At 76.2% G+C, this 24887-nt stretch carries 27 protein-coding genes; 8 read left to right on the top strand and 19 right to left on the bottom strand.

Annotated features, from left to right (window positions below; all coding sequences use genetic code 11):
* Positions 1 to 66: 66 nt before the first annotated feature.
* The 9 genes from ACI8AD_RS21285 to ACI8AD_RS21245 all read right to left on the bottom strand — a co-directional run bounded on the left by ACI8AD_RS21285 (position 67) and on the right by ACI8AD_RS21245 (position 8021).
* On the bottom strand, positions 67 to 966 hold the full coding sequence (locus ACI8AD_RS21285; RefSeq protein ID WP_456872528.1) for a type II secretion system F family protein: 900 nt from the start codon (positions 964 to 966) through the stop codon (positions 67 to 69).
* Positions 966 to 1937 carry a type II secretion system F family protein gene (locus tag ACI8AD_RS21280; RefSeq protein ID WP_456872527.1) on the bottom strand — a complete coding sequence of 324 codons (972 nt, stop codon included), beginning with the start codon at positions 1935 to 1937 and terminating at the stop codon, positions 966 to 968. The genes ACI8AD_RS21285 and ACI8AD_RS21280 overlap by 1 nt, the downstream gene beginning before the upstream one ends.
* Positions 1937 to 3361, bottom strand: a complete 1425-nt coding sequence (locus ACI8AD_RS21275; RefSeq protein ID WP_456872526.1) for a CpaF family protein — start codon at positions 3359 to 3361, stop codon at positions 1937 to 1939. Before ACI8AD_RS21275 ends, ACI8AD_RS21280 begins: the two co-directional genes overlap by 1 nt.
* The gene (locus tag ACI8AD_RS21270; RefSeq protein WP_456872525.1) at positions 3358 to 4548 is read right to left on the bottom strand and encodes an AAA family ATPase; all 1191 of its coding nucleotides are present in this window, start codon (positions 4546 to 4548) and stop codon (positions 3358 to 3360) included. Before ACI8AD_RS21270 ends, ACI8AD_RS21275 begins: the two co-directional genes overlap by 4 nt.
* Positions 4545 to 5357 carry a Flp pilus assembly protein CpaB gene (gene cpaB / locus ACI8AD_RS21265; protein ID WP_456872524.1) on the bottom strand — a complete coding sequence of 271 codons (813 nt, stop codon included), beginning with the start codon at positions 5355 to 5357 and terminating at the stop codon, positions 4545 to 4547. Before cpaB ends, ACI8AD_RS21270 begins: the two co-directional genes overlap by 4 nt.
* A gap of 10 nt (positions 5358 to 5367) precedes the next feature.
* A complete protein-coding gene (locus tag ACI8AD_RS21260; RefSeq protein ID WP_456872523.1) occupies positions 5368 to 6279 on the bottom strand; it encodes a pilus assembly protein TadG-related protein in 912 nt (303 codons plus the stop codon).
* Positions 6280 to 6461: 182 nt separating this feature from the next.
* Entirely contained in the window at positions 6462 to 6857 is a 396-nt protein-coding gene (locus ACI8AD_RS21255) for a TadE/TadG family type IV pilus assembly protein (RefSeq protein ID WP_456872522.1), read from the bottom strand.
* 83 nt (positions 6858 to 6940) lie between these two features.
* Complete coding sequence (locus ACI8AD_RS21250) at positions 6941 to 7168, bottom strand: Flp family type IVb pilin (protein WP_456872521.1); 228 nt, start codon at positions 7166 to 7168, stop codon at positions 6941 to 6943.
* Between the two features lie 184 nt (positions 7169 to 7352).
* On the bottom strand, positions 7353 to 8021 hold the full coding sequence (locus ACI8AD_RS21245) for a prepilin peptidase (protein ID WP_456872520.1): 669 nt from the start codon (positions 8019 to 8021) through the stop codon (positions 7353 to 7355).
* Positions 8022 to 8167: 146 nt separating this feature from the next.
* Between ACI8AD_RS21245 and ACI8AD_RS21240 the strand changes: the two genes are divergently transcribed.
* The 5 genes from ACI8AD_RS21240 to ACI8AD_RS21220 all read left to right on the top strand — a co-directional run bounded on the left by ACI8AD_RS21240 (position 8168) and on the right by ACI8AD_RS21220 (position 13590).
* On the top strand, positions 8168 to 9025 hold the full coding sequence (locus ACI8AD_RS21240) for an alpha/beta fold hydrolase (RefSeq protein WP_456872519.1): 858 nt from the start codon (positions 8168 to 8170) through the stop codon (positions 9023 to 9025).
* Positions 9026 to 9099: 74 nt separating this feature from the next.
* Entirely contained in the window at positions 9100 to 11394 is a 2295-nt protein-coding gene (locus tag ACI8AD_RS21235; protein WP_456872518.1) for a putative bifunctional diguanylate cyclase/phosphodiesterase, read from the top strand.
* Positions 11395 to 11407: 13 nt separating this feature from the next.
* Positions 11408 to 11740, top strand: coding sequence for a hypothetical protein (locus ACI8AD_RS21230; protein ID WP_456872517.1), 333 nt, complete (start codon positions 11408 to 11410; stop codon positions 11738 to 11740).
* A gap of 30 nt (positions 11741 to 11770) precedes the next feature.
* Entirely contained in the window at positions 11771 to 12037 is a 267-nt protein-coding gene (locus ACI8AD_RS21225; RefSeq protein ID WP_456872516.1) for a DUF1905 domain-containing protein, read from the top strand.
* Positions 12038 to 12099: 62 nt separating this feature from the next.
* Entirely contained in the window at positions 12100 to 13590 is a 1491-nt protein-coding gene (locus tag ACI8AD_RS21220) for a DUF222 domain-containing protein (RefSeq protein WP_456872515.1), read from the top strand.
* Between the two features lie 19 nt (positions 13591 to 13609).
* On the opposite strand, the gene ACI8AD_RS21215 is transcribed toward ACI8AD_RS21220, so the two are convergent.
* From ACI8AD_RS21215 to ACI8AD_RS21205, 3 genes are all read right to left on the bottom strand, one after another.
* Entirely contained in the window at positions 13610 to 14347 is a 738-nt protein-coding gene (locus tag ACI8AD_RS21215; protein ID WP_456872514.1) for a hypothetical protein, read from the bottom strand.
* 156 nt (positions 14348 to 14503) lie between these two features.
* Positions 14504 to 15145 (bottom strand): SIMPL domain-containing protein, encoded by a 642-nt coding sequence (locus ACI8AD_RS21210; RefSeq protein WP_456872513.1) that lies wholly within the window; start codon positions 15143 to 15145, stop codon positions 14504 to 14506.
* Positions 15142 to 15633: a hypothetical protein gene (locus tag ACI8AD_RS21205; protein WP_456872512.1), complete on the bottom strand. Its 492-nt coding sequence runs from the start codon at positions 15631 to 15633 to the stop codon at positions 15142 to 15144. The genes ACI8AD_RS21210 and ACI8AD_RS21205 overlap by 4 nt, the downstream gene beginning before the upstream one ends.
* 150 nt (positions 15634 to 15783) lie before the next feature.
* On the opposite strand from ACI8AD_RS21205, the gene ACI8AD_RS21200 reads away from it, so the two are divergent.
* Together ACI8AD_RS21200 and ACI8AD_RS21195 are read left to right on the top strand one after the other, a co-directional pair.
* Positions 15784 to 16746, top strand: coding sequence for an ABC transporter substrate-binding protein (locus ACI8AD_RS21200; protein ID WP_456872511.1), 963 nt, complete (start codon positions 15784 to 15786; stop codon positions 16744 to 16746).
* Positions 16739 to 17134, top strand: coding sequence for a hypothetical protein (locus ACI8AD_RS21195; RefSeq protein WP_456872510.1), 396 nt, complete (start codon positions 16739 to 16741; stop codon positions 17132 to 17134). Before ACI8AD_RS21200 ends, ACI8AD_RS21195 begins: the two co-directional genes overlap by 8 nt.
* A gap of 26 nt (positions 17135 to 17160) precedes the next feature.
* Here ACI8AD_RS21195 and ppk2 read toward each other — a convergent pair whose 3' ends face one another.
* The 5 genes from ppk2 to ACI8AD_RS21170 form a co-directional block, all read right to left on the bottom strand.
* Positions 17161 to 17988, bottom strand: coding sequence for a polyphosphate kinase 2 (gene ppk2, locus ACI8AD_RS21190; protein ID WP_456872509.1), 828 nt, complete (start codon positions 17986 to 17988; stop codon positions 17161 to 17163).
* A 91-nt stretch (positions 17989 to 18079) separates the two neighbouring features.
* Positions 18080 to 18394, bottom strand: coding sequence for a TfoX/Sxy family protein (locus tag ACI8AD_RS21185; RefSeq protein ID WP_456872508.1), 315 nt, complete (start codon positions 18392 to 18394; stop codon positions 18080 to 18082).
* Positions 18395 to 18419: 25 nt separating this feature from the next.
* Positions 18420 to 19877, bottom strand: a complete 1458-nt coding sequence (locus ACI8AD_RS21180) for a protein adenylyltransferase SelO (RefSeq protein ID WP_456872507.1) — start codon at positions 19875 to 19877, stop codon at positions 18420 to 18422.
* A 35-nt stretch (positions 19878 to 19912) separates the two neighbouring features.
* Positions 19913 to 20308 carry a hypothetical protein gene (locus ACI8AD_RS21175; RefSeq protein WP_456872506.1) on the bottom strand — a complete coding sequence of 132 codons (396 nt, stop codon included), beginning with the start codon at positions 20306 to 20308 and terminating at the stop codon, positions 19913 to 19915.
* Between the two features lie 63 nt (positions 20309 to 20371).
* Complete coding sequence (locus tag ACI8AD_RS21170) at positions 20372 to 21208, bottom strand: alpha/beta hydrolase (RefSeq protein ID WP_456872505.1); 837 nt, start codon at positions 21206 to 21208, stop codon at positions 20372 to 20374.
* A gap of 182 nt (positions 21209 to 21390) precedes the next feature.
* Here ACI8AD_RS21170 and ACI8AD_RS21165 point away from each other — a divergent pair, with 182 nt between their 5' ends.
* Entirely contained in the window at positions 21391 to 22155 is a 765-nt protein-coding gene (locus tag ACI8AD_RS21165; RefSeq protein WP_456872504.1) for a helix-turn-helix domain-containing protein, read from the top strand.
* A gap of 9 nt (positions 22156 to 22164) precedes the next feature.
* On the opposite strand, the gene ACI8AD_RS21160 is transcribed toward ACI8AD_RS21165, so the two are convergent.
* Together ACI8AD_RS21160 and ACI8AD_RS21155 are read right to left on the bottom strand one after the other, a co-directional pair.
* Positions 22165 to 23388, bottom strand: coding sequence for a serine hydrolase domain-containing protein (locus ACI8AD_RS21160; RefSeq protein WP_456872503.1), 1224 nt, complete (start codon positions 23386 to 23388; stop codon positions 22165 to 22167).
* 58 nt (positions 23389 to 23446) lie between these two features.
* Entirely contained in the window at positions 23447 to 24847 is a 1401-nt protein-coding gene (locus tag ACI8AD_RS21155) for a TonB-dependent receptor (RefSeq protein ID WP_456872502.1), read from the bottom strand.
* Positions 24848 to 24887: the final 40 nt, after the last annotated feature.

The following is a 24887-nucleotide window of genomic DNA, read 5'->3' as shown; positions in this document are numbered from 1 at the left end:
CCCCCCCCCCCCCCCCCCCCCCCCCCCCCCCCCCCCCCCCCCCCCCCCCCCCGGGGACGCCGGCGCTCAGCCGCTGAAGGCGTCGACGATGTCCATGACGGCCGGTCCGAGCAGCACGATGAACAGGACCGGCAGGATGCACAGCATCAGCGGGAAGATGACCTTCACCGGGATCTGCATGGCCTTCTCCTCGGCCCGCTGCCGGCGCTTGAGCCGCATCTCGGCGGCCTGGGTGCGCAGCACGTCGGCGATGGAGACGCCGTACACGTCGGCCTGCACGACCGCCCGGATGAACCGCCGCAGGTCCTCCACCCCCGTCCGCTCGGCGAGCGCGAGGTAGGCCTCCCGGCGGGGCTGCCCCACGCCGATGTCCTGCAGCGTGCGCACCAGCTCCTCGGCCAGCGGTCCCCGCCCGGTGCGCCCGGCCCGGGCCATGGCCGCCTCGAAGCCGAGGCCGGCCTCCACCGCGATGGTCATCTGGTCGAGGGTGTCGGCCAGCTCCAGCCCGATGGCCTGCTGGCGCTCCTGGCCGCGGCTGTGCAGCAGCAGCTCCGGCACGACGTAGGCGACGACCGTCACGCCGACCGCCATGAGCACCGACAGCGGCCCGGGGCTGCGGACGACCACCAGCAGCCCGAGGACGGCCGCGACGGCGGCCAGCACCAGCTTGGCGGCGACCAGCCGCTGCACCGGCCAGGCGGCGGGTCGCCCCGCCGCGCCGGCCAGCCGGTCGAGCCGGGCCACGGTGCCCGCGGGGGTGAGCAGGGAGACCAGGCGCCCGAGCACCCCCGGACGGGCCCGGGCGGCCCGGGCACCGGCCCCGGCCACGTCGAGCCCGCGGGTCAGGTTGGCCCGGGACCGGGCGGCGGCGTCCTGCGGGCGGGCCACCAGCGCCCACCCGAGCAGCGGGACGCCGACGGCCACCGCGAGCGTCGCGGCGAGGACGGGTGCGGGGACGGTGCCCATCAGAACCGGATCCGCACGGTCTTGCGGAGCCACAGCCCGCCGACGAGCAGCAGGCCCAGCGACACGGCCACCATGACCCAGCCGGACAGGGACTCGGTGAACGTGGCGACGTAGGCGGGGTTGGTCACCGACAGGAAGGCGACGATGCCGCCCGGCAGGGCCATGAGCACCCAGGCCGACAGCCGCCCCTCCGCCGACAGGGCCTTCACCTGACGGCGGATGGCGTTGCGCTCCCGGATGGTGGTGGCCACGGTGTCGAGCACCTCGGCCAGGTTGCCGCCCACCTCCCGCTGGATGGCGATGGCCTGGGCGATCCAGCGGAAGTCGTCGCTGTCGACGCGCTCGCCCACCTCGTCGAGGGCGGCGCCGAGGTCGCGGCCCACCCGGGTCTCGTTCACGATCCGGGCGAACTCCTCGCCGATGGGTGCCGGGGCCTGCTCGGCCACGGCGTCGATCGCGCGCAGCAGGCTGTGACCGGCGCGGAGGCTGCTGGCCATCAGCTGCAGGGCGTCGTCGAGCTGGTCGGCGAAGCGGGCCTGCCGGCGGCCGGTCCGCAGCCGGACCAGCACCCGCGCGCCCACCGGTGCGAGCACGGCGAGCAGCAGCCCGGCGGCGACCCCGCCGAGCAGCCAGCCGGCCGCGCCGAGCACGAGCGCCGCGAGCCCGGTCAGGAGCACGACCTCGGCCAGCGGCAGGCCGATGCCGGCCCGCTCGAGGGCCGCCGCGCCGGCCGCCACGCCCCCGCGCCGGGCGATGACCTGCTCGACGCCGCCGGAGGCCTGCGCGGTCACCTTCGACAGCAGGGTCGGCGGTGGGGCGATCGAGGGGTCCAGCCGGGCCAGCGGGACGCGCCGCGGGCCGGGCGGCACCGCGCCCAGGGTCAGCAGCGCCAGCCCGCCGCCGACCAGCAGCAGCCCGAGGAGCAGCACCCCCGGGGACGCCAGCGCCGGGGAGATCGATGCCGGCGACATCAGCCCCACCCCCGCGCCCTCGCCGGCACGCCGAACACCGACGGGGAGACCCGGATGCCGAGCTCCTCGAAGCGGTCGGTGAAGCGCGGCCGCACCCCGGTCGCGACCGGCGCGCCCAGGAAGCGACCGCCGGCGTCGACGCCGGCGGAGTAGTCGAAGAGGAAGGCGTCCTGCAGCGTGACGGTCTCCCCCTCCATGCCCTGCACCTCGGTCACGTGGGTGACCCGCCGGGTGCCGTCGCGCAGCCGGGTCAGCTGGACGACGACGTCGACGGCGGAGGCGATCTGCTCGCGGATGGCCCGCAGCGGCAGGTCCATGCCGGCCATGAGCACCAGCGTCTCCAGGCGGGCGATCGCGTCGCGCGGTGAGTTGGCGTGCACCGTCGACAGCGAGCCGTCGTGGCCGGTGTTCATCGCCTGCAGCATGTCCAGCGACTCACCGCCGCGGCACTCCCCCACCACGATGCGGTCGGGGCGCATCCGCAGGCTGTTGCGCACCAGGTCGCGGATGGTGACCGCGCCCCGGCCCTCGATGTTGGGCGGGCGGGACTCCAGGCGGACCACGTGCGCCTGCTGCAGCTGCAGCTCGACGGCGTCCTCGATGGTGACGATGCGCTCGCCCTCGGGGATGAACGAGGACAGGACGTTGAGCAGCGTCGTCTTCCCGGTGCCCGTGCCGCCGGAGACGATGATGTTGAGCCGGGCCTCCACGCAGGCGTGCAGCAGCTCGGCCATCTCCGGCGAGAGGGTGCCGAAGCCGATGAGGTCCTCGACGCCGAAGGGGTCCTTGGCGAACTTGCGGATGGTCAGCGTCGAGCCGCTGAAGGCCAGCGGCGGGATGATCGCGTTGACGCGGGACCCGTCGGCGAGGCGGGCGTCCACCATCGGCGAGGACTCGTCGACGCGGCGTCCCACCCGCGACACGATGCGGTCGATCACCCGGCGCAGGTGCTCCTCGGAGGTGAAGCGTGCGCCCGAGCGGACCAGCTTGCCGCCCTGCTCGACGTAGACCGCGTCGGGGCCGTTGCACATGATCTCGGTGACGCTCGGGTCGTCGAGCAGCCGCTGCAGCGGGCCGAAGCCGAGCACGTCGTCGGCCAGCTCGGCGGTCAGCCGGGCACGCTCGTCGGCCGACAGCGGCACCTTCTCCTCGTCGACGACGACGTCGAGCTCGCCGAGGACGATCCCGCGCAGCTGCTCCTCCGACAGCGACGGGTCGTTGAGCCGCGCGCCCATCCGCTCGAACAGCGCCTTGGCGACCCGGTCCTTGAGCCGGGTCAGCGCGTCAGTGGGCGGGGCGGGGACGGCCGCGGGGACGGGGCGGGGAGCAGTGGTCACCGGTGGTGCCGCCGGCACGGGCTTCTGCAGGGTGGTGGACTCGGCCGGGCGGCCCTTGGCGGCGGCCAGGCGGGAGGCGAGGTTCACGACACCGCCCGGTGCTTGGCGCGGTAGCGGCCGGGCTTGACCAGCGGGGTGGCCGAGAAGCGGGACACCAGCGCGCGCAGCTCCCTGGCCGCCGGGTCCTTGCGGCCGCTGGCCAGGATGGGCACGCCCTGGTTGGTGGAGGCCGGGACGGCCGCCGACCGCGGGACGACGACGTCGACCCCGGTGCCGATCGCGGACTCGACGTCGCGCTGCGAGAGCCCGCCCTTCGGGTCGGCCATGTTCATGACCACGTGCCGCCCGGCCGGGATCATGCCGAGCTCGCCGAGCACCTGCACCTCCTTGCGCAGGCCCCGGACGCCGGGGACGTCCATGCTGCTGAGCAGGACGACGTCGGTGGCGCCGTCGATGGCCGCCAGCGTCTGCTCCGACAGCCCCGGGGCGGTGTCGACGACGACGTAGCGGAACTCGCGCGCCAGCGCAGTGAGCAGGCGGGCGACGTCGCCGGCGGTCACCGTGTCCCCGGCGGCCGGGGAGTCGGAGCCGCAGACGGCGAGCAGCCCGCTCGGGTGCTGGGTGAGGAAGGTCTTGAGGACCATCGTGTCCTGGCTGGCCGGGCCGTGGACGGCGTCGGGCAGCGTGTACTCGGGCACCAGGCCGAGCGCGGAGGCGACGTCGCCGAACTGCACGTCGAGGTCGACCAGCACGGTCCCCTGCGGGGCGGTGGCGGCCAGGCCGACGGCGAGGTTGGTGGCCACCGTCGTCTTGCCGACCCCGCCCTTGGGCGAGGCGACGGTGATGACGCGGCCGGTGAACCGGGCGGTCTCCTCCAGGGGGCGCAGCACCCGTCGCCGGTCGGCGGCGGCCGCGCCGGCCCGCTCCACGGCCGCCGCGACGTCGGCCGGCTCGGCCTGCGGGGGCAGCAGGTCGCGGATCCCGGCGCGCATCGCCGCCTGCCACAGCTCCGGCGTCGGCTCGGCGACCAGCACGACGCTGGTCCCGGGGCACTGCACGTCCAGCCGCGCGGCGAGCGTGAGCACCTCCTGCAGCGGCGCCAGCGGGCCGACGAGCAGCACGTCGGGCAGCTCGCCGTCGGCGAGCAGCTCGAACAGCCGGCCCGGGTCGGCGGGCAGCCGGCCCGGCGGCAGCACCTGCAGGTCGCCGTCGACGGCGACCTCGACGCGGGCGCGGAGGTCGTCGGCGGCCCCGGCGAGGACGACGCGGCTCACTCCGCCGCCTCCGCCGCGACGCTGCCCAGGGCGGCCAGCAGGTCGCCGTAGACGTTCCCCTGGGTGACGACGCGGGTGCCGGAGGTGTCGGTGCCCTCGCGCTCCAGGGACAGCCACACGCTCGCGTGCTCCATGCCGAACACGACCTGCTCGGCCTCCCGGGCCGGCAGGGCCACGGTGACCATCACGTTCTCGGTCGGGGCCGCGCTGGTGGCCGAGGCGGTCTCCACGTCCCCGCCGTCGGCGGCGGCGGGCGCGGGGCCGCCCTGGACCTGGGTGACCAGGACGCCGTGCAGGGTGGCGTGCGTGGTCCCGATCTGCTCGTCGTCGGGGTCGGCGTCGATGTTGCCCTGCAGCTCCATGGAGACGTAGACGCCGATCTCGTCGCCGGCGGTCAGCCGGCCGCCGACCGCGCGCTGCGGCTCGAGCACCAGGCTCACCTCCGACAGGCCCTCGGGCACCGGCACGGTGCCGGGCGCCTGCAGGTCGTCGGGCGCGGCGAACCGGGCGGCGAGCAGCTGCTCCCCCGGGGCGAGGTCGGCGGTGGCGACCTGGCCGGCGAGCTCCTCGAGCCCGGTGACCCGCCCGTCGACGGCCGCCTTGACCGGCAGCAGCTCGGTGCGGACCAGGCCGGCCACCTCCTCGGCGGGGGTGCCCTCGGGGATCGGCTGGTCGACCACGAGCACCTGCACGGTGCGCACCCCGGCGAGCGCGCGGGCGTCGGCACCGCGCACGTAGGCCAGCAGCACCACGGTGCCGGCGGCCACGAGGACCAGCGCCGCGACGGCGGCGAGCAGTCGGCGTCTCACGTCGGAGCCCCTATCGGATCAGTCGGAGGATGGCCGCGCCCAGGTCGGGGGCGTCGGTGCTGGTGTCGAAGGCGCCGGAGGCGTCGACGAAGCGGGTGAAGTAGCCGCGGATGCAGCGCTGTTCGCCGTTGCAGGGCTGGCCGACGTCGAACTGGCCGCCGAAGTGGTAGCCGGTGATCCGGAAGGCGGCGTAGCCGTAGACCTCGTACCAGGCGTGGCTGCCGGTGTCTCCGGCCTGGTCGAAGATCGGGAGGAGCACCGTGCGGCCGACCAGGGCCCCGACGTCGCCGACGGAACAGCCCTGGGAGGGGTTGTTGCCGGGCTCGGAGTCGTAGCGCCGGTCGATGCGGGTGGTCGCCTTGCAGGAGCTGCCGCCCGTGTCCAGCCAGCCGAAGCCGCCGGGCACGAACATGCGGGAGGGCCCGGTGCAGCCGGTGTCGGACTTCTTGGGCAGCACGATGGTGCGCTCGGTGGTGCCCGAGGGCGCGCCGCCGCCGGTCTGGGCCTGCCACTCGCACCACGAGAAGATCAGCGGCAGCACGGCCGTCCCGCCGCTGGGCGCGCCCCAGGTGACCGTCGCCGTCGCCGACACCGAGCTGGCGTCGTGGCCGATGAGCGGGGCCAACCAGTGCTCGCGGGGCGCGCTGCCGGTGACCGTGACGCGGGTGGGGGCGCTCTGCAGCACCGGCGGTGCGGCGGTGGGCGCCCCGGCGCCGGCGTCGGCGACGCTGTTGGCGTCGACCAGTTCCTGGGCGGTGGCCTGCATGTTCCCGCAGGCGCCGCGGGCGCAGTCGCGGGCCACGGCGAGGGCGGCGGCGTCGGCGGCCACCTGCAGCCGGGCCCGGTCGGCGTAGAGGGCGCCGACGTCGACGGCGATGGCGGTGAAGCCGAGCAGCGGGACGAGCAGGACCGACAGGAGCACGGCGGCCGCGCCGTGCTCGCCGGCCAGCCGCCGCCGGAGGCGAGGTGAGCTGCTGGAACGGCCCCTCCGCAGGGCCCCGCCGCGAGCCTGCGAGTGGCGGGGGGCAGGTGAGGTGCTGGAACGGCCCCTCCGCAGGGCCCCGCCGCGAGCCTGCGAGTGGCGGGGGGCGGAGGGGTCCTTCATCAGCCGTTGCACCGCATGACCCCCGTCCCGGTCAGGTCGACGCCGCTGCCGAAGAAGCCGGTCAGGAAGGGCATCGGGTAGCGGATGGTCACGCGCACGTTGGCGGTGGTCGTCGGAGTGGTCGGGCACGCGGCGGGCGTGATGACGATCTGGGCGTCGGTGATCCCCGGGTCCAGCGTGGGGGCGGCGTCGCGGACGGCGGTGCGGGCGGCGGCCGGGTTGCTCTGCAGGGCCATGACCCGGGCGCCCTCGCGGGCCGCCGCGGACAGCGTCCCCTGCACCTGGAAGGCGTGGCCGAACTCGATGATCCCGAGGACCAGGACGATCAGCAGCGGCACGACCAGCGCGAACTCCACGGCGCTGGCGCCGCGCTCGGCACGCAGTCGCTCCCTCATCCCGTTCCTCCTCCCTCGACGACACGGCCGGGCGTCGTGGCGACCTGTCGTCGCCACGACGCCCGGAGCCCGGTGCGTGTGCTTCAGCTGGCGGCGTTGGCCTTCGTGAGGCCGTCCACCACCGACTGGAAGAGCTCCTTGAGCTGCGGGCCGACCAGCAGCAGGGTCGCGATGATCGCGACGGCGATCAGGCCGACCAGCAGGCCGTACTCGACGGCGGTGGCGCCCTTCTCCTCCCGCTTCACGCGGTCCTCGACGAAGGAGTAGAGGGTGACGACGGCGGCCAGCGGGTTGGTGAACGGGTTCAGCACGGGGACTCCCTGGGACGGTGCCGTCCGGCCGGGGTCGGTCGACCCGGCGTCGCGGCGCACGCCAGGGGTGTCGGGCGGTGCATTCGCCGGCTTGAGGGTCTTCCACCGGATCGCGCGACACCGGTCCACCGGCCGGGGCAACCGATCGGGGACGGGGTGACGCGGCGTCACCGCCCGCGGGCGCTCAGGACAGCAGGACGGGGGCCGCGGCGACGAGTGCGGCCCCGGCGAGCATCGCGGGACCGAAGGGCAGCTCCCCGCGCAGCCCGATCCGCCGGGTGGCCAGCAGCGCCAGCGCCACGACCGCCTGCAGCACGAACCCGGCCAGCGCCCCGAGGACCACCGCCGGCCACCCGAGCCACCCGAGGTAGAGGCCGAGCAGGGCGGCGAGCTTGACGTCGCCCATGCCCAGGCCCGGCGAGACGAGCGCCATGGTCAGGTAGACGGCGAACAGGGCCGCCGCCGCCAGGACGGCCCGCAGCAGCGCGTCCCACGCGCCGCCGGCCACGGCCGCCAGGCACAGCAGCGCCGCGCCCCCGGCGAGCGCGGGCAGCACCACGCGGTTGGGCAGCAGCCGCTCGCGCAGGTCGACGACGGCGAGCAGGACGCCGGCGGTCGCCAGCCACAGCCACGCCGGCAGCTCCGCCGTCGGCCCGAAGCGCAGCGCGGCCAGCGCGAACAGCGCCGCCGTCGCCGCTTCCAGCACGCCCCGGGGGGCCGCTCCCCCGCGCCCGCCGAGGACGGCGCCCACCGTCGCCGGGCGGGGCCACGGGAAGCGGGCCGCCGCCCGGTCGACCAGGTGGCCGACCCCCGCGCCGGCCAGGGCCACGGCGACGAGCCCGAGGGCGGTCACCGGGCGGTCCGGGAGCGGGGGACGGGCACGGGCAGGACGGTGGCACAGCCGCGGCGGCGACCCGGGCCCACCCCGCGGGGACGCCGCCCCGCGCACCACGGCAGGCCCACCCGTCCCGCCCGCCCCGGGCTGCGACGATCACCGGCGTGGAGGAGCACGTCGCCGGCACCCCTCGTGCGATCCGGCTGCCCGACGGCCGCGACCTCGCCTGGTCGGAGTGGGGCCCGCCGGACGGGCGGCCGGTGCTGTTCGTCCCCGGTGCCGGGATGAGCGGCGTCCTCGGGTTCGGCACCGACCTCCTGGGCGGCCTGGGCCTGCGGCTGCTGGCCCTCGACCGCCCCGGCCTGGGCCGGTCCTCGCCCGACCCGCACAAGAGCCACGCCACCTGGGTCGCGGACGTGCGCCACCTGGTCGGCGCCCTGCATCCGGGCCGGGTGCTCGGGGTCGGCTTCTCCCAGGGTGCCCCGTTCGCGGCGGCACTGGCCGGCGCCGGCCTCGTCGACGCCGTCGCCCTCGTCGCGGGGCAGGACGACCTGCGGGCCCAGCGGCACCTGCTGGTGCCCGAGGTGGCCGGCCTGCTCGACGCCGTCGAGGCCGACCCCGCCGGCGTCGAGCGGGAGGTCGCCGGCGTCGCGGACGCCGACTGGCTGTGGCAGGTGATCGTCTCCACGGCCGCGCCCGTCGACCGGGCGCGCTACGAGGGCACCCGCCTGGGCGCCGCGGTGCGCGCGGCACTGGCCGACGGCTTCGCGCAGGGCCCGGCCGGCTACGCGCGCGACCTGGTCACCGCGCTGGGGCCCTGGCCGGTGCGCCCCGAGGAGGTCGCCGTCCCGGTGCACCTCTGGTACGGCGCGCTCGACACGAGCACCGTCCACTCCCCCGACCTCGGCGCGGCGCTGGCCGCACGCTTCCCGCACAGCCGGCGCACGGTGCTCGACGACGAGGGCGGTGCGCTGCTCTGGACGCGGGCGCGCGAGGTGCTCACCGCGCTCGCGCGGGCCTGACCGGGCACCCCCGACGGGGGAGGCCGCCGTGTGCGTGCCCTCAAGGGCGGGCAGGATCGACCGATCCCCTCCCCGTGACCAGAGACGTCGCGCGCCGACTGCCGGGGACCTCCCGCCGGCCCCTCGCCGTGAGCGCCGGCGCCCTCGCCGTCTTCGCGACGGGCGTCGGCCCGCGGCCGGCCGGGGCCCCGTGGGCCCCGCTGTACGACGTCGTCCTCTACAACCTCGTCTTCGTCGGGGCCGCGGTGGCGTGCCTGCAGGCCGCCCGCCGCCGGCCGCGCGAGGCGACGGCGTGGCGCGCGATCACGATCTCCCTGCTGTGCACCGTCACCGGCAACCTCGTCTACACCCTGGTGATCGCGCGGCTGCCGGAAGAGCCCTACCCGTCCTGGGCCGACGCCTGCTGGCTGGCCGCCTACCCCGCGCTCTACGTCGGGCTCCTCGCCCTGATCCGGGCATCGGTCCCGCGGTTCCACCCGAGCATGTGGCTCGACGGCGTCATCGGCGCGCTGGGTGCCACGGCGGTCGCCGTCAGCGTCCTGCTCGGCCCGTCGCTGGCCCTGACCGACGGCGACCCCGCGGCCGTGGCGGTGAACCTCGCCTACCCGATCGCCGACGTCCTGCTGCTGGCCCTACTGGTCGCGGTGGGCGCCATCCTCGGCCTGCGCGGCGAGCCGGTCCTGCTGCTGCTCGGCGCGGGCATCGCGGCCAACCTCGTCGGCGACATCGTCCACCTCGACCTGGCCGCGGCCGGCGTCTACGTCGAGGGCGGCCCCCTGGACCTGACCTGGCTGGCCGGCGCCCTGTTGCTCGCGCTGGCCGCCGAGCGCACCCGGGCGCCGGCCCGGCCGGTGCTGCGCTCCGCCGGGTCCCGCGTGGGCTGGCGGGTGCTCGCCGTCCCGGCGGCGTGCAACGTCGCGAGCCTGGCCCTGCTGGCCGCCGGCTGGGGCGGCCGCTACCCCGACGCCGCGATGTGGACGGCCGTCGGCTGCATCGTCACCGGCATCGCCCGGACCGCGATGACCTTCCACGAGGTGCGCAGCTTCCACGAGGTGCACGCCCAGGCCCGCACCGACGAGCTCACCGGCCTGCCCAACCGCCGCGCGCTGCTGGAGCACACCGCCGAGGTCCTCGCCACCGCGACCGCAGGGCGGCCGGCCGCCTTCCTGCTGCTCGACCTCGACGGCTTCAAGGAGGTCAACGACAGCCTGGGCCACAACGCCGGCGACGCGCTGCTGCGGCTGATCGCGCCGCGGCTGCACGAGGCCGCCGGTCCCGGTGCGCTGGCCGCGCGGCTGGGCGGCGACGAGTTCGCCGTCCTGCTGCCCGAGGCCACCCTGAGCGACGCGCTGGGGACGGCGCGGCGGGTGCAGGAGTGCCTGGCCGAGCCCTTCCCGCTGGAGTCCATCCGGGTCCACGTGGGCGCGAGCATCGGGGTGGCCACCGCACCCGTGCCCGCCGCCGACGTCACCGACCTGCTGCGCTGCGCCGACGTCGCCATGTACGCCGCCAAGACCTCGCGCGAGGGCGTTCGGGTCTACCTGCCCGAGCCCGGCACCGAGACCGGCGACCGGCTGCACACCATGGAGGAGCTGCGCGACGCGCTGGCCACCGACCAGCTGCTGGTGCACCTGCAGGCCCAGGTCGACGCGGCCGACCACCGCGTCGTCGGCGTCGAGGCGCTGGTCCGGTGGCAGCACCCGACCCGCGGCCTGATCAGGCCCGGCGACCTCCTCCCGGCGGCCGAGCAGGCCGGGCTGCTGCGCCCGCTGGCCGCCGCGGTGCTGGAGCTCGCGCTGACCGCCGCGGCCGGCTGGTGGCACGAGCACCCGGTGCCGGTGTCGGTGAACCTGTCCGCCGCCGACGTCACCGACCTGGACCTGCCCGACAAGGTCGCCGCCGCACTCGCCCGGCACGGCCTGCCGGCCGCCGCGCTGACCGTGGAGCTGGTCGAGGACACCCTCGTGACCGACGCCGAGCGCGGCCGGGAGGTCCTGCAGCAGCTGCGCGACCTCGGGGTGCGCACCTCGATCGACGACTACGGCAGCGGCTACAGCTCGCTCGGGTACCTGCGCCGGCTGCCCGCCGACGAGCTGAAGCTCGACCGGTCCCTCACCCAGGACCTCGGCGCCGACCCGGCGGCCGCGCTGATCGTGCAGCACACCGTGGCCCTCGCCCACGGCCTCGGGTTGACCGTGGTGGCCGAGGGCGTGGAGGACCTTTCGACCGCCGGCGTCCTCGCGGACCTGGAGTGCGACGTCGTCCAGGGGTACGTCTTCGCCCGGCCGGTGGCGGTGGCCGACTTCGTCGCCCTGCTGCGCGCGGGCGCCCCCCTCGGCACGCCGGACTGGACGGCGGCCCTGGCCTGAGTAGCGTCGAGCCGTGGTGGTCCTCCGCGGGCTCGGGCAGGCCCTGGTGCTCGTGCTCGCCGGCGTCGTCCTCGGTCTCGCCGCGGCCGGGGTCTGGGTCGCGGTCGGGGGCGGCGGGTTCGGGTCGCGGCTGGGGATCTCGCTGCTCGTCCTCGCCGGGCTCTCCACGGTGACCGGCGGGACGCTGCTCTCGCGCGCCGACACGGCAGCGGAGCGCGCCTTCCTGGGCCTCGGTCCGGAGCGCGACACCGAGCAGCCACCGGGACCCTCCGCCCTCGGCCCCGTCGGCGTCTTCCTCTTCGTGGCCCTGCCGCTCGCCGCGCTCGGGCTGTTCCTCCTGGGCTGAACCGTCCCACCCCCCGGGCAGACTGCGCCCGTGCCCTTCGACGCGACGCTCGTGCGCTGGCCCGGTGCGGCGAGCTGGGTCTTCGCGCCCGTGCCGGCCGAGCACGCGCCCGACTCCGCCGGCGCCTTCGGCCGGGTGCCGGTGACCGCCACCGTCGACGGGCGGACCTGGTCGACGAGCGTCTGGCGCGACCGGCGCGCCGGCTGGCTGCTGCCCGTCCCGGCCCGTGTCCGCCGCGGCAAGGACGACGGCGACGTCGTGACCGTCGACGTCGAGGTCGACCCCTCCCGGATGTGAGTGTCCGGCGACCAGGCTCCTGACCTGCGGGAACTGTCGTACCTCGTGCGTAGGTTGGGGTCGTGGAGGAGGTCGCTGAGTACGTGTCGCCGGTGGAGCGGGCGCTCGCCGGGTGGCTCGTCGAGCGGCCCGTACAGGTGCCGCGGCTGCCGGTGGCGGTGCTCTCCGATGAGCAGGCCGCCGTCGAGCTGCAGCGGCTGCAGGCCCGCAAGGCGATGGAGGCGGCCTACGAAGCCGAGCTGGTGCTGCGGCTGGCGGAGGCCCGCCCCTCCGATGCCGACCCCGCACCCGGCACGCCAGGTGCGCGGTCGTGGAAGCCCGATGGTGAGTTGCCCGGGGTGTCGGAGTTCTTCACCGCCGAGCTGGCGGTGGTGCTCAACTGCGGGCGGGGTACGGCCAACCACCTGGTCACCCGCGCCTGGACCTACCGCGAACGGCTGCCGGCCACCTGGGCCGCGCTGGCCGCCGGGGAGCTGGACGAGGCCCGCGCGCGGGCGCTGGTCGACGTGCTGCAGCACACCGCCCCGGCTCTTGCCCGCCGCATCGAGGCCGCCGTGTTGCCCGAGGCGGCCGGCCTGACCGTCGGCAAGGTCAAGAAGCGGGCGCTGGAGCTGCTGCTGGAGGCCGACTCCGACGCGGTCGACCAGCAGCGGAAGACCGCCGAACGCCGGTCCGACGTGCGCGTCTACCCGTCGGCGTCTGACGGGATGAGCACCCTCGCCGCCGACCTCCCGGCCGACGTGGCCGCCGCCTGCCACGCGACCGTCGACGCACTGGCGCGGATGCTGAAGGCCGACGGCGACCCGCGCCCGATCGGGCAGCTGCGCACCGCCGTGTTCGCCGACCTGCTGCAGCGCCCCTGGCAGGCCGGGATGGCGGTGACCGCCCATCTGCAGATCATCGCCACGCTGGCGTCGCTGGCCGGGCGGTCGACGCAGGCCGGGGAGGTGAACGGGCTGCCGATCACCGCCGCCCACCTGCGCGAGCTACTGCACCAGTTGGACGCCCTCGGCGTGCAGGCCCCCGACGGTGGCACGGTGACGGTGGCGCTCACGGACGAGGACGGCACGCTGCGGGCCACCGCGACGCTGAACCGGCTGCGGAGGCTGGCGCGGCGAGGTTGCCCTCACCACCCCGACGGCGCCTGCAACTGTCCCGTTCTGGACCGGCCCGACCCGGTCGACCGCTACACGCCCTCCGCCGAGCAGCAGGCCTTCGTGCGCACTCGCGACCGCACCTGCCGGATGCCGACCTGCGGGCAACGGGTCGGCTGGGCCGACGCCGACCACGTCCTCCCCCACGCCCACGGCGGGCCCACCGACTGCGCCAACCTGTGCTGCCTGTGCCGCTCGCATCACCGGGTGAAGACCTTCGCCCGCGACTGGCGCTTCCAGATGGGTCCCGACGGCACGCTGACCGTCACCACCCCGTCCGGCATCACCCGCACCACCCGACCACCGGGCCTGCGACCACCACCGCCACCGAAGGCACCCGACCCGCCACCGGAAGCCGACGAACCGCCTGACCCGGACGACGACCCGCCGCCCTTCTGACCGGCCCCGGGGGGCCGCGTCAGCGGTCGTAGCGGACGACCAGCAGACCGTCGTCGGAGTCGGTCAGCCGCCCACCCGCCGCGGCCATCGCCCCGGCCACCCGGGCCAGCCGCTCGTAGGCCGCGGCGGCGTCGGCCAGCGTGACCGCCCGGTCCGTGGCGTGCCGGAAGGAGAGCGCCTCGACGGTGCGCACCAGCGCACCGTCGGTCACGGCGTGCACCCGCAGCGCGCTCCCCTCCGCCACGACGTCGCGGGCCGGACCGACCCGGGCCGGCACCAGGGCCCACCTCCGCGACCCGGCCTGGGCGGCCGGCACCTGGCGGGCCAGCTCGGTCAGCACGGCCGGCTCGACCGGCGGCCCGGCCACGTGGCGTGGTCCCCCGCCGGCCCAGCCGAGCACCGGCGTCCGCGGCACCGCAGCGAGGTCGAGCACCGCGTCCCCGGGGAGCGGGAGCTCGTCGACGACCCGCACCCGCCAGCCCCGGAGCGACGGGGCCCGCCCGGGCCCGGGGACGACGGCGACGGCACCGCGGGCGCGCTCGCGGCGGGACGGCCGGGTCGCCAGCAGGTGGCCGTCACGCATCGGTCGCACCGGCGTCCAGCCGGCCGCGTGCGCCGCCCGCAGCTCGGCGGCCAGCGCGCCCAGCCGCGCGACGACGTCGGCCAGCGCGACGACGTCGTCGAGCTGCCAGCGGTGCACGGTCTCGTGGCGGGAGCCCGGCCAGGGCGACGGCGGGCGGGTGGTGGGAGCGGTCACGGCGTCCTCGCGCGGGCACCTGCGGGGCCCCGCGGGGTGCCGGTGCTGGATCGCCGGGCCGGCGCGGGGCGCTCCGCGGGTGCGCCGCGGGTCGGGGCCGGCGGGTGTCCCCGGACGGGGGCCGGCGCCGACCGCACCGATCATGGCACGGACGGGTCAGTCGTCCAGTGCGTAGGTGGCCTCGACGACGGCGGACACGGTCACGTCCCGCGGGTCGAGGGTCAACCCCGGCCCGCCGTCCGGGGAGCCGCGCGCCATGACGGCCATCGACTCCGGGGCCGCGGCCGACGACAGGCCGGCGTCGGCCAGTTCGAGGAGCGGCCCCAGGTCACGGCCGGCCGCGTCGGCCAGGTCGGCGGCGGCCTCGCGGGCGGCCTCGACGGCGGCGCGGCGCACCGCCCGGCGCGCGGCGGCGGGGTCGTCGAGCTCCCACGCCACCCCGCCGATCCCCGCACCCGCGGCGGCGACGACCTCGGCCAGGTTCTCCGCGGCGCCGGCGTCGGCACGGACCGAGCCGCCCACGGTCGCCTCCCACCCGGCGGGCTCGTGCCGGCCGGCAGCAGGGTCCCAGGCGGACCGCTCGTGCACCGACACCCGGGACAGCACCACCCGGCGCACGCCGTCGGCGCCCTCGAGCGCCGCGCGCAGCCGCGCGGTCACCTCCGAGGCCTCGGTGAGGGCTCGCTCGCGGCTGTCCGGCGACGTCGCGCTCGCCGACACCGACAGCACCGCGACGTCGGGCGGGTGCTCGGCCGTCGACTCCCCGCGCACGCGGACGACGGCGCGCGGGCCGCTCACCCCCGCGGTCCGGCCCCCACCGGGGCCGCGAGCACCGCCTCGTAGCAGCCGTGCAGCAGGTCCAGCCGTTCCAGCAGCCGCGCCACCCACGCCGCCGACGTGCTCACCGGCGCCGGCTCCAGCATCAGCGACCAGAACAGCCGGTCCACCGCGCCGGTGGCCACCCACCGCCGCTCCTCGGGCGACGGCGGGCTACCGACCGCCGCGGCCAGCCGCCCGGCGACGTCGCGCCGCAGCCGGACGGCGTCGTCGGCGACCAACCCGATGGCGCGCCCGAGCAGCGGGAGCAGGCGCGGCCGGTCGGCGGTGGACAGCACGTCGTTGGCGTGCCGCAGCACCGCGGCGAGCTGCCCGTCGACGCACCGCGGGGCGTCGCCGAACGGCTCACCGGCCAGCAGCGAGGTGTACTCGAGGAAGCAGGCGCCGTGCGCGGGGCTGCGGTGCCGGCCGCGGCTCAGCACCGGCAGCGAGTCCGGGATCCGGTCCATGTCTGCGCCCCCTCCGCCGCGTCCGGCCGCCCGAGCGTAGGTCCCGCGGACGCCATCCGCAGCCGCCGCGGACCCGGCGTTCGGCAAGCGGATCGAGAACGTCCCCGCCAGGAGCTTGTGAGGGCAGCCTTGCCTCACTATGACTACCGGGTGCCGTTCCTCCGTACCCGTACCGCCACCCGTGCCACCGGTCTGCTCGTCCTGCTCGGCAGCACCACCGCCTGCGGCTCCGGCGCCGACGCCGCGACCGACTCCGCCGGCGGCTCGCCCGCCGAGGACCGGGTCGTCCTCGCGCTCGACGACTTCGCCGCGGTCCACGCGCTGACCCTCGGCGTCGAGCCGGACCTCGTGCTCGAGGTGTTCGAGTACGAGTCGACGTCGGCGGTGTTCGACGACCTGGGCGTGGCCACGCAGCCGTACGGGTCCGAGCTCGACCTCGAGGCGGTGGCCGCCGCCGACCCGGACGTCGTCATCGGCGTCTCCATCCCGACGACGGTCTCAGCCCGGGAGCAGCTCGAGGCCGTCGCCCCCACCACGGTCGTCGACTACACCGCCGGCTGGGAGGAGCAGCTGTCCACCGTGGCCGCGGCGCTCGGCCGCGAGGACGAGGCCGCCGGGCTGCGGGAGCGGCTGGCGGAGGAGACCGCCGCCCTCGCCGCGGACCTCGACGCCGCCGGGCTGGCGGGCGCGGTGACCTCCGTCGTCGGCGACAACGGCGGCTTCTTCTCCCCGCCCACCGCCACCGCCGTCGGCTCGCTGCTCACCGAGGCCGGCCTCGCGCGCCCTCCCGCGCAGCAGCAGCCGGGCGACCCGGCCAGCCCGTTCGCCCTCTTCACCGCCGAGACGCTGCCCGACCACGACGGCGACGAGCTGTTCCTGCTCTCCGGCGGCCCCTACCGGACCGAGGGCCTCACCGGCTCGCCGCTGTGGCCCGGCCTGCGGGCCGTCCAGGGTGGGGCGGTGCACGAGGTCAGCGGCGAGGTCTGGCTGTCGGCGTCGGCCTTCTCGGTGGACTGGGTGCTCGGCGACCTGCGCGCCGCGCTGCTCGGCGAGGGCGAGCCGGCCACCAGCGGGGAGGCCGCGGCCCGCTTCGCGGAGTTCACCGGTGCCTGAGCCGGTGACCTCGACCGCGCGGTGGGACGACGGCGTGCTGCACGTGGCCCTGGTCGGCCGGCTGACGGCGGCCGACGTCGAGCTGGTCGCGACCGCGGTGGGCTCGGCGGGCGACCGCTTCGGGGTGGTCCTCGACCGCCGCCGGCTCGGCGCCCCGACCGCCGAGGGCCGGGCGGCGCTGGAGCGCTGGGCCGCGGAGGACCTGCCCGCGCGCGTACCCGCGATCGCCGCCTGGGCCGACGTCTTCGACGAGCGCCGGTACCGCTCGCTCACCCGGGACGGCGAGGCGGCGGGCCACGGGCCGGGGTACCCGCAGCGCACCTTCGCCGACCCCGAGGCCGCCCTCACCTGGGTGCGCGCCGCGCTCTCCGCCGCCCGCAGCGGCTGAGCGCCCTCCCGGCGGCCCGCACGCCGTCAGGGGACGACGTCGGGCACGAACCGCTGGCTGTCCATCGGCGGGCGCACGTAGTGCTCGTCCACGGGCGGGCGCGGCGGCAGCTCCGGTGGTTCGGGGGTGAGGTCCTCGTAGGGCACCTGGCCGAGCAGGTGGGCGATGACGTTGATCCGCGCCCGCTTCTTCACGTCGGCCTCGACCACCCACCACGGCGCCTCGGGGATGTCCGTGGCGGCGAACATCGCGTCCTTCGCCTTCGAGAACTCGACCCAGCGGTTGCGGGCCTCGAGGTCCATCGGGCTGAGCTTCCAGCGCTTGGTCGGGTCGTGCAGCCGCGCCTGGAACCGCTTCTCCTGCTCGGTGTCGCTGACCGAGAACCAGTACTTGAGCACGGTGATCCCGCTGCGGACGAGCATCCGCTCGAACTCGGGACAGGACCGGAGGAACTCCTCGTACTCCTCGTCGGTGCAGAAGCCCATGACCCGCTCGACGCCGGCGCGGTTGTACCAGGACCGGTCGAACAGGACCATCTCGCCGCGGGTGGGCAGGTGCTCGACGTAGCGCTGGAAGTACCACTGCCCGCGCTCGCGCTCGGTCGGCGCCGGCAGCGCCACCACCCGGGTGGCCCGCGGGTTGACCGTCTCGGTGATCCGCTGGATGGCGCCGCCCTTGCCGGCGGCGTCGCGGCCCTCGAACACGACGACGACGCGCAGGCCCTTCGCGCGGACGTACTCCTGCTGCTTGACCAGTTCCACCTGCAGCCGGGCGATCTCCTTCTCGTAGAACGCGCTGTCGACCTTGCGGGTCGCCTGGGGGGCCTCCTCGACCGAGGCCTTGGGCTTGGCCATGCCGCAGCATCGACCCGCCGCCCCGGCGGGGCAACCGCAGCGGGCGGTCAGGTGCCGCAGGAGGCCGTGTACGGGCCGGCCGGCCGCACCGTCAGCCGAGCCCGGAGGCGAACGCCAGGCCGCGCCGCACCCACCGCTCGAGGTCGGCGTCGTCGGCGAAACCGGCGGGCCCGACGAGGACGAACGCCCGCACCCGACGACCGCCGAGCACCATCGGCTCGACGTGCGGCTCGGCCAGCGCGGCCGGGACGGCGTCGGCGCCGACCCGGACCACCAGCGCGGTCGCCGTGACGCCGCAGACCAGGTGACCGCCGACGTTGAACGACAGGCCGCCGACCATCCGCTTCTCCACGGCGCCGGGCAGCAGCCGGCGGACCCGCTCGGCGGTCACGGCGTCGTGGGGCACGGCTGGGGTCCCGACCGCGCGTCGGTCAGGTGCCGCAGAAGGTCACGTACGGGCCGGCCGGGCCGGGCTCGGCGTAGCGCTCCCGCCCGGGGCGCTCCTCGAACGGGCGGCTGACCACCTCGACCAGCCGCTCGAACGGCCCGGTGTCCCCGGCGGTCGCCGCGGCGAGCGCCTCCTCGACGAGGTGGTTGCGCGGGACGTAGACCGGGTTGACCCGGTCCATCGCGTCGGCGTCGGGACCCAGCGCCCGCCACCGCTGCAGCCAGGCGTCGGCGGCGGCGAGGTCGAGCACCAGGCCGCGCGCGGGCTCGGCGTCGCCCCGCGCGGCCGCCGACAGCCGCCGCGCGAAGCCGGTCAGATCGACCTCGTTGGCCCGCAGCAGCGCCAGCAGGTCGTCGACCAGGCCGCGGGCGACGTCGTCGTCGAGACCCGCGGGCAGGCCGAGCTTGGCCCGCCAGCCGGCCAGCAGGGCGGCGTCGTAGGCCGGGCGGAACCGGTGCAGCGCCTCGACGGCGAGCTCGACCGCCGGCTCCTGCTCGTCGGCCAGCAGCGGCAGCAGCGCCTCGGCCAGCCGGGCGAGGTCCCACTCGGCCACCAGCGGCTGGTTGCCGTAGCGGTAGCGCCCGCCCTGGTCGACCGAGCTGTACCAGGTGTCCTCGTCGTAGCGCTCCAGGAACGCGCAGGGCCCGAAGTCGATCGTCTCGCCGGAGATCGTCACGTTGTCGGTGTTCATGACGCCGTGCACGAAGCCCACGAGCATCCACCGCGCCACCAGCGACGCCTGTGCGGCGACGACGGCCTCGAACAGTGCGAGGTACCGGTTGCCGGCGTCGGCCGCGGCGGGGTGGTGCCGGGCGATGGCGTGGTCGGCCAGCCGGCGCAGCAGGCCGTCGTCCCCGGTGGCCCGCGCGTACTGGAAGCTGCCGACCCGCAGGTGGCTGGCGGCGACCCGGGCCAGGACGGCGCCGGGCAGCAGCATCTCCCGCCGGACGGGCCGGCCGGTGGCCACGACGGCGAGCGAGCGGGTGGTCGGGATCCCGAGGGCGTGCATCGCGCGGCTGACCACGTGCTCGCGCAGCATCGGCCCGACCGCGGCCAGCCCGTCGCCGCCCCGGGAGAACGGGGTGCGGCCGGAGCCCTTGAGGTGCAGGTCGCGCAGCCGGCCGGCGGTGTCGACGAGCTCGCCGAGCAGCAGCGCCCGCCCGTCGCCCAGGCGCGGGTTGTAGTAGCCGAACTGGTGGCCGGAGTAGGCCTGCGCCACCGGGCGCGCGCCCTCGGGGACGACGGTGCCGGTGAGCAGGCCGATGCCCTCGGGGCCGCGCAGCGCGGCGGGGTCGAGGCCCAGCTCGGCGGCGAGCTCCTCGTCGAGGGCGAGCAGCCGCGGGGCGGGCGTCTCGGCCGCCTGCCAGGGGACCGCCATCTCCGGCAGCTCGCGGGCGAAGCGGTCGCCGAGGGCGACGGTCAGGGCGGGGGCGACACTCACCCTCGTCAGCGTACGAGCGGGGCGGGGCGGCTGCGTCAGCCGCGGAGCAGCCCCGAGATCCGCTGCTGCGCCTGCCCGGCCAGGGAGCGCACGAGCCGGCCGACGGGGAGCCGGTCGGTGGCCAGCCGGGACTCGACGGCGGCCAGCCGGGTCTCCAGCGCGACGACGTCGGCGACGACATCGGCGTCGCGCCCCGAGGGCACCGGCGGCGCGGGCGGGGCGGCGAGCCGGGCCAGCCCGTCCGACAGCGCCGCCACCAGCCCGGACACCTCGTCCGGGCGCAGCTTGACGGTGCCCACGCAGACGTCGTCGCGCCACAGGCTCAGGTTGAGCAGGCCCTGCTCCGGGTGCGGGGAGACGCGCAGCGCGCGCGTGCGGTCGCGGGCGTCCCACACCCACCGGCCCGGCTTCGGCAGTGCGATCACCGTCATCCCGGGATGATCGACGACCGGGGCCCGGACCGCCAGCAGGTGCGGCGCCGCGTCGGCCGCGCGTCACTGCGCGCCGGCCACCTCCGGCCGCGACCCCGTCGCGTGCGCCAGCGCCCAGTCCAGCACCTCGTCGGCGATGCGCTCCCACCCCTCCTGCGCGGGCAGCAGGTGGGCGTAGCCCGGGTACTCGCGGATCTCGGTCACGGCGGTGCCGTGGTAGTGCGCGGCGTTCGAGCGCTGGATCGACGGCGGCATGATGTGGTCCTCCCCGCCGGAGACGAACAGCAGCGGCGGCCGGGCCGGGTTACCGTAGTCGACGTGCGCGTCCTGCGGGCCGGGCATCAGGTTGGCCAGCACCGAGTTCCACAGGATCCGGCCCGAGGCGGGGACGTGGTACCGCCGGTACAGCGCGCGCGACTCCTCCTCGCTGAAGGTGTTGGTGAACGCGTAGTGCCACTGCTCCTCGGTCAGCCCGACGGCGCGGTGCCGGTTGGCCGGGTTCTTGAACACCGTCCAGGTCGAGCGCAGCTGCGACAGCGGCAGCAGCTTGACCCCCTCGGTCGGCGCCGAGTTGAGCGCCACCCCCACGGCGCCCAGGCCGCGGTCGAGCACCAGCTGGGTGATGGTGCCGCCGGCGGAGTGGCCGATGAGCACCGGCGGCCGGTCCAGCCCGCGGACGACGTCGGAGACGGAGTCGACGATGGCCGGCAGCGTGACCTCGGCGATCGGCGTCGGGTCGGCGTTGAGCGCCTCGACCTCGACCTCGAAGCCGGGGTAGGTCGGGGTGAGCACGCGGAAGCCGCGCTGCTCGTAGTGCGCCTTCCAGTTCTCCCAGCTGCGCGGGGTCACCCAGAAGCCGTGGATCAGGACGATGGTGTCCGGTGCGGTCGGAGTGGTCACGTCGCTCCCTCGGTGGTGGCCGGTCAGCCGGAGCCTGGCAGCGGGCCGGTCCGCCGGGGCGGCCCTGCGTGCACGACTGCGGCTCCTGCCTGCACACCGGCGGGTTCCGGTGGCGGCCCGGCTCTGCCAGGCTCGGCGGCGTCCGCGGGGGACGTCAGCCGGTCGAGGCCCAGGACGGCGCGATGCTGCTCAGCGACACTGCCCGGCTCGCCGGCGCCGACGCCGACGGGACCTTCCCCTACGGGACGGCGGTGCTGCTGGCCACCGACGCGGCGCAGTCCCGCGCGGGCCGGTCCCGGCGGCCGGGGGCGCGGGACGGGGCGCCGCTGGTCGCGCTGGCCTTCCCGCACCGCGGCGGCGCCTCCAGGGCGCTGCTGGTCCCCCTCGACCGGCTCGGCCTGCCCGCCGACGTCGTGCGCCGCGCGGCGCCCCGGCTGCGGGCCAGCCCGCTGCACGGGCTGGTGCGGGCGCACCTGCAGCGGATCGCCGACGACGCCGCCGGGCTGTCGGCCGACCCGGGCGCGGCGGCTCTGGGCGCGGCCACCGTCGAGCTCGTCCGCGCGCTGCTCGTGTCCGCGGCCGGCGGGAGCGGGTCCGGCCCCCCCGTGCGGCCGGACACGCTCGTGGTCCGGGTGCGGGCGCACGTCGCCCGGCACCTGACCGACCCGGGCCTCACCCCGGCCGCCGTCGCGCGGGCGCACGGCGTCTCGGTCCGCCAGCTCTACAAGGCCTTCGCCGCGGCCGGCGCGAGCCTCGAGCAGGAGGTGATCGCCCAGCGGCTGGAGGCCGCGCGGGCCCGGCTGGCCTCCCCCGCCGGGCGGCAGCGGTCCATCGCCGCCACCGCCCGCGCCTGCGGGTTCGCCGACCCCAGCCACTTCGCCCGGCGGTTCCGCGCCGCCTACGGGACGAGCCCGCGCGAATGGCGGCGCGCGGCCGCGCCCCGCTGACGGCTCCCGTCACGGCACCGGGCGCGCCTCCAGCGACCGGTACAGCGCCGTCTCGAACTCCAGGTAGCCGCCGAAGGACGTCGCGTCCCCGAACGGGAGCACCTGGGTGGCCCAGAAGCCGCCGTACCCGTTGTCCCGGTCGATCCAGTAGAAGAGGTTGCCCAGTCCCGCCCAGCCGAGCCCGCCGGCGGGCCGGCCGGTGGGGGCCGGCTCGTCGTTGACCATGAACGGCAGCGACCACGACTTGGACACCCCGGGGAAGAACTCCGCGTCGTTGGACAGCGACGGGATGACACCCGGGAGCGCGGTCACCTTGAGGTCGCCGCAGTGGTTCTGCACCGCCATCCGCACCGTCTCCGGCTGCAGGACGACGCCGTGCTCGCCGCGGCCGTCGTTGAGCCACATGCGCATGAACCGCGTGTAGTCGCCGACCGTGCCGTAGAGGCCGTGGCCGCCCATGTGCACCTCCGGCGACGAGGGCAGCTCGAACTCGATCGGGGTGAGCGACCCGTCCTCGCCTCGGGTGTGCATGCCGGCCAGCCGGGTCCGCAGCGCGTCGGTCAGCTCGAAGGTCGTGTCGTGCATGCCCAGGGGCGCGAAGACGCGGGAGGCGAAGACGTCCCCGAGGCGCTCCCCGGTGATGCCCTCCACCACCTGCCCCACCCAGTCGATGTTGCTGCCGTACTCCCACCGCTCCCCCGGGTCGGCCAGCAGCGGGGTGGCCAGCGCCGCCTTGGAGGCGGTGATGACGCTGGGCTGGCCGTGCTCCTCGGCCATGCGCCGGTAGTGCTCGTTGAAGAAGTCGTAGCCGAACCCGGCGGTGTGGGTCAGCAGCATCCGGGTGGTCACCTCGCGCCGGGGGTCGCGCAGCCGCGGCGAGCCGTCGGCGTCGAACCCGTCGAGGACCTTCACCTCGCCGAGGGCCGGGGCGTACGTGCGCGCCGGGGCGTCGAGGTCGAGCCGGCCGTCCTCGACCAGTTGCAGCGCGGCGGTCGCGGTGACGGCCTTGGTCGTGGAGAAGAGCGCGAAGACCGTGTCGGGGGTCATCGCCACGCCGGACCCGAGGCTGCGCTCGCCGGCCACCCCCTCGTAGACGTCGCCGTCGCGGTCGGTGACGAAGGCCACCACCCCGGCGACGGGCGCCTCGGCGTGCACGGTGCGGTCGAGGACCCCGTCGGCGTCGGCGGCGAAGCGCGGGTCGAGCCGCTGGTCCCCGGTGGTGGTGTGGGTCATGACTGTCCTCCCTCTGGGACGGGACACCGGCGCCGGTGACGCCGGCGGTCGTGCGGGGTCAGCGGTCGCGCCGGTAGCCGAAGAAGCCGCGCTGCTTGATCAGCTCGCAGACCTCCGGCGGGACCATCGACTCCCAGCTCCGGTCGTCGGTGGGGATACGCTTGAGCACGTCCCGGCTCAGGATCGGCAGGTGCTCGGGCTTGTAGCGGTCCAGGTGGACGAAGCTCCCCCGCCGCGCCAGGTAGTCGTAGAGCGGCTGCAGCTGCTCCCCCACCGAGACGGTGTCGACGGTGGTCACCTCGCCGTCGCGCAGCATCGGGTGCACGAACAGCCGCAGGTCGTTCTTGAACAGCCGGCCGAAGCTCTCGAGGATGCCGCCGGGCAGGTCGGCGTGGCTGGACTCGTCGAAGAGGTCCAGCAGGCTCGGGACGCCCATGACCATGCCGATCCGCCCGTCGGTGCGCCAGGCCAGGTAGGCGGCGAGCCGGTGGTAGGCCACGTAGTCGGAGATGAGCACGGTCATCCCGCAGGCGGCCAGCAGATCGGCGCGGGCGAGGAAGTCCCGGCGGTCGACGACGTCCCCGCCGGCGCGCAGGTTGGCCATCGTCAGCTCGGTGAGCACCAGGACGTCGCGGCCGGCGACGGCGGGGTCGCACTCGAACTCGGCCCGCGCGGCCTCGAGCATGTCGATGTTGACCACCGTCGGCGGGCGGAAGCTGCCCCGCTCGACCAGGATCGCCTTCTTGCGCAGCACCTCGCTGGGCTGCAGGACCCGCCGGTCGGGGCCGAACATCGCCGCCCCGCTCAGGCCCAGCTGGACCAGCGTGAGCGCCATGACCCGGTTGTCGACCGTGCGGAACTCGATGCCGCTCATCTCGACCATGTCGATCTCGATGCGGCCGGTGCCGAGCTGGTCGAGCAGGCTCGCGAGCAGCTTCTCGGGCTCGTGGTGCTGGAAGAAGGCCGCGTGCAGCAGGTTCACGCCCACCACGCCCAGCGCCTCCTGCTGCTGCGGCGCCTCGTCGTCGAGCATCCGCACGTGGACGACGACCTGGCTGGGCTCGTCGCGCGGGTGGGACTGGAACTTCACGCCCATCCAGCCGTGGCACTCGTTGCCGCCGCGGTAGCTGCGGGCCACCACCGTGTCGGCGAAGGCGAAGAAGGCGGTGTCGTCGCCGCGCTGGTCACCCAGCCGGTCGATGTTGAGCTGGTACTCGTGGTCCAGCATCGCCTGCAGCCGGCCCTTGGAGACGTAGCGGTCGCTCTTGCCGTAGACGGCGTCGCTGACCGCCATGTCGTAGGCCGACATCGTCTTGGCCACGGTGCCGGCCGCGCCGCCGGCCCGGAAGAACCACCGGGCGACCTCCTGGCCGGCACCGATCTCGGCGATGGTGCCGTACCAGCGGGGGTCGAGGTTGATCCGCAGGGCCTTCTGCAGGGTGTCCACGCCGGCGTCCATCGCGGGCTCCGTCCTCGCCAGGGTGGCGGCGAGCGTAGTC

The sequence above is a fragment of the Geodermatophilus sp. SYSU D00766 genome, assembly GCF_054049915.1.
Note: the sequence above shows the minus strand (reverse complement) of the source record. Positions and strands in the feature narration are given on the sequence as shown.

Excerpts from the sequence above, each read along its gene's own strand:
- ACI8AD_RS21285 (WP_456872528.1), bottom strand. The coding sequence starts at position 966 with ATGGGCACCGTCCCCGCACCCGTCCTCGCCGCGACGCTCGCGGTGGCC.
- ACI8AD_RS21280 (WP_456872527.1), bottom strand. The coding sequence starts at position 1,937 with ATGTCGCCGGCATCGATCTCCCCGGCGCTGGCGTCCCCGGGGGTGCTG.
- ACI8AD_RS21255 (WP_456872522.1), bottom strand. The coding sequence starts at position 6,857 with ATGAGGGAGCGACTGCGTGCCGAGCGCGGCGCCAGCGCCGTGGAGTTC.
- ACI8AD_RS21205 (WP_456872512.1), bottom strand. The coding sequence starts at position 15,633 with ATGGACCGGATCCCGGACTCGCTGCCGGTGCTGAGCCGCGGCCGGCAC.
- ppk2 (WP_456872509.1), bottom strand. The coding sequence starts at position 17,988 with ATGGCCAAGCCCAAGGCCTCGGTCGAGGAGGCCCCCCAGGCGACCCGC.
- ACI8AD_RS21175 (WP_456872506.1), bottom strand. The coding sequence starts at position 20,308 with ATGACGGTGATCGCACTGCCGAAGCCGGGCCGGTGGGTGTGGGACGCC.
- ACI8AD_RS21165 (WP_456872504.1), top strand. The coding sequence starts at position 21,391 with ATGCTGCTCAGCGACACTGCCCGGCTCGCCGGCGCCGACGCCGACGGG.
- ACI8AD_RS21160 (WP_456872503.1), bottom strand. The coding sequence starts at position 23,388 with ATGACCCACACCACCACCGGGGACCAGCGGCTCGACCCGCGCTTCGCC.
- ACI8AD_RS21155 (WP_456872502.1), bottom strand. The coding sequence starts at position 24,847 with ATGGACGCCGGCGTGGACACCCTGCAGAAGGCCCTGCGGATCAACCTC.